Origin of the sequence: Blautia sp. AF34-10 (assembly GCF_003477865.1) — a bacterium.
GTDB classification, from domain to species: domain Bacteria; phylum Bacillota; class Clostridia; order Lachnospirales; family Lachnospiraceae; genus Fusicatenibacter; species Fusicatenibacter saccharivorans.
Window position 1 is genome coordinate 183,744 of record NZ_QUED01000004.1, and the last position, 7,952, is coordinate 191,695.

Genomic DNA, 7,952 nt, shown 5'->3' on the forward strand with positions numbered 1-7,952 from the left:
TTCATTTCTGTCTTTTTACTGCAGAAGTTCAATCATATACGCCTCATACGGCTGTAACTTCCACACTTCTTTTGTGAGACTTTCTGTATCATTATGAATCAGAACCGTTCCTTTTGTCAAATCATATCGGGCTTTCATCTCTGCCGCGGTATCCCGGAAATTGCAGAGCACAATCAGCTTTTTCTCTCCCAGATTTCTCTCATAAGCAAAAATATCCGGATTTTCTTCCTCAATCAGACGGAAATCCCCATAAACAAGAGTGTCATTTTTCCTACGCAGCGCAATTAGTTTTTGATAGAAATAGAAGAGGGAATCCGGATTTTTTCTGCTGTTTTCCACATTGATCTCCTCGTAATTCTGATTTTCCGCCATCCACGGTGTTCCCGCTGTAAATCCGGCGTGTTTTTCCGCATTCCACTGCATTGGCGTCCGCGCATGGTCCCGGCTGTTCCGTGCAAGATAGGTACGAATTTTTTCTTCCTCCCAGCCTTCTTTTTTACGGTCTTCGGCAAAATTTACAGACTCGATATCCTGATAGTCCTCGATCCGAAGCCCTGACACATTTGTCATACCGATTTCTTCCCCCTGGTAAATATAAGGAGTTCCTTTCATCCCATGGAGAAGGACAGCCAACATTTTTGCTGATTTTTCCCGATACGGTTCCCTGTCATTTCCAAAGCGCGATACGACACGCGGAAAATCATGGTTCCCCAGAACAGACTGTTCCATCCTTTTTCTTCCAGTCCCGTCTGCCATTTTTCAAAGATCTGCTTCAGTTGCGGCAGCGTATACGGTTTCGGATCCCAGTTTCCACTTCGGATGCCGTCGATTCCCATCAGTTCAAACTGAAAAATCATACTGAGCTCCTGGCTTTCCGGATCAGAATACTGCTGTGCCATTTCTACCGTAGCACCTCCGGTTTCCCCCACTGTCAGGATCTGTTCTGATTTTCCATACGTATTCTGATTCATTTCCATTAAGTATGTATGAATCTGCTCCGAATGAGTATCATTTCCTCCATGTCCATCTTTTACAATATTGTCAATTGCATCCAGCCGGAAACCACGGATCCCTTTATCCATCCAGAACTGGATCATCCGGTACAGCTCTTTCCGAAGCGACGGATTTTTCCAGTTCAGATCCGGCTGCATTACACTGAAACTGTGATAATAATATTCCTGAACCTCCGGCACCCATTCCCAGGTGCTTCCTCCAAAGAATGCTCCGCCGCCTTCTGGCGGCTGCTCCTTCGTTCCTTCCTTCCAGATGTAAAAATCATGGTATTTACTGTTTCGATCCTTTCTGGCTTCCAGGAACCATGGGTGCAGATGGGAACTATGATTTAAAACAAGATCCATCATGACCACAATTTCCCGCTTTTCACAGGCTGCGATCAGTTCTTCCAGCTCTTCCATTGTGCCCGCTTCTTCCATTACTTTATAATAGTCACTGACATCATATCCATTGTCGTAATTAGGAGAATCGTTAAAAGGCGAAAGCCAGATGGCTCCAACACCAAGCTCCTGCAGATAGTCCAGCTTCTGCAGAATCCCTCCAAAATCGCCGATGCCGTCTCCGTTGCTGTCACAGAAGCTTCTGGTGTAAATCTGATATACGGTTAAGCTATGCCACCACTCTCTTTTCATTTTCTGTCCTCTCTTTCTTTTTTCCTATAAGAGCAGTATAATGATATTATCTTATATTTTCTAACCTGATTTTCGTATTTAATGAAAGGATTTTGACTTTTATGAAAAAAGAACGTTCAAAAGAGCTCTTTTCTCCTGAATCTTGTTCCCCTGTTCTTTCTGGCGGAATCCGGGATTTTACCGTGCATGGAACCGAACCTGTTCCGCTCCATATCTATCATCAGGATTATGCGCATGGCGGGCTCTCTGTTCCTTTTCACTGGCATAAAGAATTAGAATGGATCTGGGTTGAAAAAGGTACTCTCACTCTGACACTGAAAACTGAAACCCGGACAATTTCCGAAGGTACTTTTCTTTTCATCAACAGTCACGAACTGCATCAGCTCTGCAGCATTGGAACTACCCCTTCGGTTCACCATGCCCTTGTATTTCTTCCAGAAATTCTCTCATGTGCCTATCTGGATTCCTGTGAAGCAGACTGGATTCGTCCGCTGCTCTCTCACCAACTGCTTCTTCCGGCTTTTCCATTGGAAGAGCTTTCTGCTGCTGAAGCCTCCTCTCAGACACAGAAAACATTTGTACTGACATTATCTGAGCTTTTCCAGGAAATCCTGTATGCATACGATACCAAACCCATCGGCTGGTTCCTTCTGATCAAAAGTGACATGTATCGGATTCTTGCACTTCTGGCGCAATACCAGCTTTTTCTTCATCCGGAACCCCTCTGCACTCGTAAAAAAGAAAGATCTGATCAGTGTAAAAAACTCTTACGTTATATTCAGGATAACTATGATTCTAAAATCCGTCTTTCAGATCTTGCTGCTATACTCAATATGAATCCACAATATTTTTGTCGTTTCTTCAAAACGCACTTTCACACAACGCCTATTTCCTATATCAACCAGTACCGCGTAACCCAAGCCGCAGATCTTCTTACCGGCAGCTCGCTTTCTATCTTGGAAATTGCTCTGCATACCGGATTTGAAAGCCCCAGCTATTTTGCCAGCATTTTCCGCCGGACTTTTGGTATGTCACCGGAAGAATATCGAAAGCCATGCCCTGACCCGGCAAATTTTTTCCTTCTGAATGCACGGCAACACAAATACTACAAAATTTGATTTTTTTCAAAAAACACTTGCCAAACTCGTTTTCTTATGATAATATACTACTTGTCGCTGAGCAAAAATCACGGCAGACAAAACAAAAACTTCGGCTCCGTGGTCAAGCGGTTAAGACATCGCCCTTTCACGGCGGTAACACGGGTTCGATTCCCGTCGGAGTCATATGGCGTCGTAGCCAAGTGGTAAGGCAATGGTCTGCAACACCAGTATCCACCGGTTCAAATCCGGTCGACGCCTCTATTTTCCCGGAAACAGATGGTTTCCGGGATTTTTCTTTTTCAAAATTATTTCAAAAAAGCTGCCGGTTCTGTTTGCTTCGGCAGCTTTTTTGAAAATATCATTTTTTTAATTTTCTTTTTCTTTCACATAGTCTTCATACACATACGCCGTTTTTCCCTCATACGAAATCTTGTACCATCCGTTCTCTTTTCCGAGCATTTCCACTTCTTCCCCTGTCGTCAGAGCTCCGATAACCTGGCTTGTGCTGACGTTGGGTTCTGTACGTACATTGACCGGTGAGATACAGGTGACGGTTTTCTTACCCTTCTGCTTTTTCACGCCATCCGAATTATTTTCTGCTTTCAGCGCTCTTTTCTGCTCCTTGCAGGCCGTCTGAAATGTTTCTGTCAGCAGCTCATTGTCCGGGAACTGCAGAGACTCCAGTATTTCCGGCACGATTTGCTGTGTATCGTTGCTGCCGCTTCCTTTTTTCCATATGATCTGATACCCTTCATTCTCCGTTTTCACCCCGCAGAAAAATGCAATCGGAATCTGCTGGGAATTTTTTACCTGGAAACGATAAAAGGAACTCTCGTTATCTTTTCCTTCGTTAGCTGTTTTCACCATAAAATCGCTGATGCTGTTTTCCCCTGTTATTTCATTCGGATAGAGCAAATTTTCAGCGCTCTCTTCGTCCTCCGGAAAATCCATAAGTATCACTTTTGCCATTCCTTCCCGATACGATATCTCAAGACTTTCTCCATCTTCCGATATGAAACTGCATTGGATTTTTTCATCTCTCATTACATTCCAGCCTTCTGGAAGTGTGATTATAATATTCTGGTATGTAGAAAGAAACTCTTTTTCACCATCTTCTGACTCATCCTGGACACTGGGTGCTCTTTCGGAGACAGCCGATGGATTCTCCTTTTCCACCTGCTGATTTCCACATCCCATTACCACAATAGTTGTCATCAGAAGAACAGCTAAACAGTTTTTTCTGTTTCTCATGTACAATTTCCTTTCTTGACAGTTCCGTCTTTATTTTCTGTCAGAAAATTTCTTTTGCTTATTGTATCACAACTATTTTTGCACTGTAAAGAGTACGTTCCTTCCCTCCTGCTTTGATTTTCTTTATGCAAAAAAAATCTCCAACCAGATTGAGGTTCCCTCCCCCTCAAATCCAGTTGAAGATTTTTCTTATCTTTTTTATTTTACTTCTGTAAATTCGACCCGGATACTCTCATACTCTCCCAGCACCTGATGCAGGGTCAGCCCCGCACGGTTCCAGGTACGGCCAAGGCGAACTTCCTGGTCCAGGCTGCAGCGGTACAGCTTATCCTCTGCAAGACCGCACACTTTCGTGTGAACCGGAAGCATATTTCCTTCTGCGTCAGTCTTTACGATCGTAAGCAGTGCGCGGCTCTGATCCTCTGCCACGAACTCCCATGCCATGAAATCCTGTTTTTTCAGTCCGGTCAGACGGTAATACAGGCCTTCGTGTGTGAGCTCGTAATATTCATGCATCGCAGCAACCTGCTCTTTTACCATCTCTTTTTCTTCCTCTGAAATCTTATTCAGATCCATCTCATATCCAAAGCTTCCTGCCAGCGCCACATCGCCTCTTGTCCGGAACGGTGTCACACGGCCGGTCTGATGGTTCGGGCATACAGAAACGTGGGAACCAACGGTACTGATCGGATAGAAGAACGAGCTTCCGTACTGGATAGACAGGCGGTTGATCGCATCGGTATTATCGCTGCACCAGATCTGCGGGGAATAATACATCATACCGGCATCATATCGTCCGCCTCCTCCGCTGCAGCCCTCGAGCAGCAGATTCGGGCATGCGGCAAGGAATCTTTCCATCAAATCGTAAACACCGAGCACATAGCGGTGATACATCTCTCCGTTCCGGCTCTGTGCTGCCACATGGCTGTAAACATCGCAGACGCTGCGGTTCATATCCCATTTGACATAATCAATCTTTGCATCATGAACGATGGTCGTCAGACGCTCCAGCAGATACTCACGCACATCCTCACGCGTCATATCAAGTACAAGCTGATTTCTGCTGTGGTTCGGCACACGGCCAGGAATTGCAAATGCCCAATCCGGATGTGCACGGTAAAGATCACTGTCCTCGGAAATCATCTCCGGCTCAAACCAGAGACCGAATTTCATGCCCATCTTGTGAATTTTTTCTGCAAGCTGCGCCATGGAGCCGTTCATCTTTTTCTCGTTGACGAACCAGTCACCGAGACCACTGTTATCATCCTCTCGTTTTCCAAACCAGCCATCGTCAAGCACCAGCATCTCAATGCCAAGCTTTTGCGCCTGCTCTGCAATTTTCAGAATTTTTTCTTCGTTGAAATCAAAATAGGTTGCTTCCCAGTTGTTGATCAGAATCGGTCGTTTGGCATGCTTGTATGCGCCACGGCAGATATGCTCGCGGATGATCTCATGATACTGCTGTGACAGTTTGGTAAGACCGGTTCCGGAATAGCTTAAGATTGCCTGCGGGGTATCGAACGCCTCTCCTTTTTCCAGATGGAAGCAGAAATTGGTCGGATGAATACCCATCTGAAAACGGGTCTGATTTTTCTGATCCTTCTGTGCTGCCGCAACAAAGTTTCCGCTGTAAACGAGGCATGCGCCGATGCAGGAACCGTGTGTCTCACCCGCACCCTCCTCGCAGAGGATCACAGCCGGATTGTAATGATGGCTCGATGTACCGCGGGTGCTTCCGATCTCGACTTTTGCATGCTGCACCGGAATCCGCTCCGCCGTACGCTCCATCGCATGACGACCCGAGAAATAGATCATCTCATAATTTTCATACATCAGATCCATGCTGAATGACAGCATTTTTTCCAGCTCAATCGCCGTTTCTCCGTGATTTTCGAGTCTTGCCGCTCTCGTAATCACATTTTCCTTTTCAAATACACCGTAAAACAGCTTCAGAACAATATCGGAAGCCTTCTCCGTCATTGTAATAACAAGAGTCTCACCTTTTTCTTCCTCTGTATCGTACAACGCCGGCATTCCCGGAATGGCATAGGAATGATCCAGAATTTCGTACGAATCGAAACGGAAATCTGCTGCAAAGCTGCCGTCCGCGTGGCGGATCTCAATCATATCATCACGGAAATCACCGACACCACTTCCCGGAATTTCCTGCGGAAGTGCATCAAGAGAATACTTCCGGTTAAGACCTGCCTCCTCCGGGTTTCCTGCAAATCCCATATCCGTGCAGAAAATCAGACCGGAAAGATTTTCCTCACCGATTTTTTCTCCATAGTAGAGATGCAGAAGCACATTTTTCTCATCTGCGAACATCTGGTAACTGCTGTCTTTTGTCTGGAGGGTAAATAACCGTCCATTTTCACTTACTTTGATTGCCATGATTTCCTCCTCCTGCGGCATCTTGCAGTATCCTGCAAAACACGATATAATTTTACTGATATTTCGGAATCTCATCCTTTGTGACATTCCAGCTTTTCTGATGATTCATTTTGTGAGGTATACTTATGGAAACTTCCTGGACACTTCCCGTCCCAAAGCATAAATTTTCGGATCTTTATCTCTGCTTCTGCGGCTACGAAGCCTGCCAGCCGTTCCACAGCTACGGCCCGGCTGTCCGCCCCAATTACGTGATCCACTATATTATTTCCGGGAAAGGCACTTTTACCATCGGAAACCGCACTTACCGCTTAACCGCCGGACAGGGCTTTTTCCTGATGCCAAATGTCCGCACCTACTATGAAGCCGATGCGGATGATCCCTGGACCTATCTCTGGATCGGTTTTGACGGCGAAAAAGCTGCCTCTTATGTACAGGAACTCGGTCTTTCCGAGGAGCACCCTGTCTACCAGTGCAGTTTTTCCGGTGAACTGCAGTCCCTCTTGTTTCAGATGCAGAAGCACAATACCTATGACACCTCGGACCAGTATCTTCTGGAAGGCTGTCTGTACCAGTTTTTCTCAATTCTTTCCCGCGAAATCACGCTTGCCGATCCTTCTGCACGGGAGAGCGGCAATCTTTACGTGGAAAAAGCCGTTGAGTTTATCCGAAATAATTATTCCAATGAAATCCTTGTCTCGGATATTGCCAGATATGTCTGCATCAACCGAAGTTACCTTTATACCCTGTTTCAGAAATATCTCCATACCTCACCGCAGGACTATCTTTCTTCCTGCCGGATCACGCGTGCGCTCGAGCTTTTATCGTATACGGATCTCTCCATCGAAACGGTCGCTTTTTCCTGTGGTTACCGGAATGCCGAAGTTTTTACCAAAGCCTTCCGCCAGAAGCAGGGCATGACGCCAAGTGCCTATCGGAAAAAGTTCCGCCTTGACACGACTCCTGACTCTGCACATGTTCCGTGATCTGTCTGATTTTATTATAACGAAATCTTTCTTCCATGAACAGGAAGAAATGTTATGGAAAACCGTCAAAATGTTAGATGGCGTTTCTTAATGGCTACAGACAGCAAAAAAGCGATACAGCTATGATTTCTCATTTCTGTATCGCTTCTTCATCTTAGCTCCCCGAGTTGGGCTCGAACCAACAACCCTTCGGTTAACAGCCGAATGCTCTACCATTGAGCTATCGAGGAATATCTCAGGAATCTTTTCCTGACAATCGTTACTATAACACAATCTTTTTCGAAAAACAAGTATTTTGCGGAAAATAATTACAAAAAGCCACCGGATCTCTCCGATGGCCTTTCCGATATACCTTCAAAACCGCATACACTACACATCTATCATTCCATTTTTTGTGAACACAACCATTCAGGTCAAGCCCTCGACCGATTAGTAACAGTCAGCTCCATGCCTTACGGCACTTCCACCCCTGCCCTATCTACCTCGTCGTCTTCAAGGGGTCTTACTTCTTTCGAATGGGATATCTCATCTTGAGGGGGGCTTCACGCTTAGATGCCTTCAGCGTTTATCCCTTCCCG

General features: G+C 45.6%; 5 protein-coding genes, 3 tRNA genes, 1 rRNA gene and 1 pseudogene. 4 read left to right on the top strand and 6 right to left on the bottom strand.

Annotated elements, in window-relative coordinates; all coding sequences use genetic code 11:
- Window positions 1-15 precede the first annotated feature (15 nt).
- Both DWZ60_RS21085 and DWZ60_RS19245 read right to left on the bottom strand, forming a co-directional pair.
- Window positions 16-285: an alpha-glucosidase C-terminal domain-containing protein gene (locus tag DWZ60_RS21085; protein WP_442857789.1), complete on the bottom strand. Its 270-nt coding sequence runs from the start codon at window positions 283-285 to the stop codon at window positions 16-18.
- Window positions 286-306: 21 nt separating this feature from the next.
- Window positions 307-1,646: pseudogene (locus DWZ60_RS19245) on the bottom strand (alpha-glucosidase); the annotation flags it as partial.
- 101 nt (window positions 1,647-1,747) lie between these two features.
- Between DWZ60_RS19245 and DWZ60_RS04145 the strand changes: the two are divergent.
- From DWZ60_RS04145 to DWZ60_RS04155, 3 genes are all read left to right on the top strand, one after another.
- The gene (locus DWZ60_RS04145) at window positions 1,748-2,764 is read left to right on the top strand and encodes an AraC family transcriptional regulator (protein WP_119221283.1); all 1,017 of its coding nucleotides are present in this window, start codon (window positions 1,748-1,750) and stop codon (window positions 2,762-2,764) included.
- 93 nt (window positions 2,765-2,857) lie between these two features.
- A tRNA-Glu gene (locus DWZ60_RS04150) sits at window positions 2,858-2,929 on the top strand.
- 3 nt (window positions 2,930-2,932) lie between these two features.
- Window positions 2,933-3,004 (top strand) — tRNA-Cys (locus tag DWZ60_RS04155).
- A gap of 108 nt (window positions 3,005-3,112) precedes the next feature.
- Here DWZ60_RS04155 and DWZ60_RS04160 read toward each other — a convergent pair.
- A complete protein-coding gene (locus tag DWZ60_RS04160) occupies window positions 3,113-3,997 on the bottom strand; it encodes an SH3 domain-containing protein (protein ID WP_119221284.1) in 885 nt (294 codons plus the stop codon).
- 198 nt (window positions 3,998-4,195) lie between these two features.
- Complete coding sequence (locus DWZ60_RS04165) at window positions 4,196-6,391, bottom strand: alpha-galactosidase (RefSeq protein ID WP_119221292.1); 2,196 nt, start codon at window positions 6,389-6,391, stop codon at window positions 4,196-4,198.
- Between the two features lie 125 nt (window positions 6,392-6,516).
- Here DWZ60_RS04165 and DWZ60_RS04170 point away from each other — a divergent pair, with 125 nt between their 5' ends.
- Window positions 6,517-7,374, top strand: a complete 858-nt coding sequence (locus DWZ60_RS04170; RefSeq protein WP_119221285.1) for an AraC family transcriptional regulator — start codon at window positions 6,517-6,519, stop codon at window positions 7,372-7,374.
- A gap of 158 nt (window positions 7,375-7,532) precedes the next feature.
- Here DWZ60_RS04170 and DWZ60_RS04175 read toward each other — a convergent pair.
- Both DWZ60_RS04175 and DWZ60_RS04180 read right to left on the bottom strand, forming a co-directional pair.
- Window positions 7,533-7,604 (bottom strand) — tRNA-Asn (locus DWZ60_RS04175).
- A gap of 179 nt (window positions 7,605-7,783) precedes the next feature.
- A 23S ribosomal RNA gene (locus tag DWZ60_RS04180) occupies window positions 7,784-7,952 on the bottom strand; the annotation flags it as partial.

Coding starts and splice junctions, on each gene's coding strand:
- DWZ60_RS04160 (WP_119221284.1), bottom strand. CDS start 3,997: ATGAGAAACAGAAAAAACTGTTTAGCTGTTCTTCTGATGACAACTATT.
- DWZ60_RS04165 (WP_119221292.1), bottom strand. CDS start 6,391: ATGGCAATCAAAGTAAGTGAAAATGGACGGTTATTTACCCTCCAGACA.
- DWZ60_RS04170 (WP_119221285.1), top strand. CDS start 6,517: ATGGAAACTTCCTGGACACTTCCCGTCCCAAAGCATAAATTTTCGGAT.
- DWZ60_RS04145 (WP_119221283.1), top strand. CDS start 1,748: ATGAAAAAAGAACGTTCAAAAGAGCTCTTTTCTCCTGAATCTTGTTCC.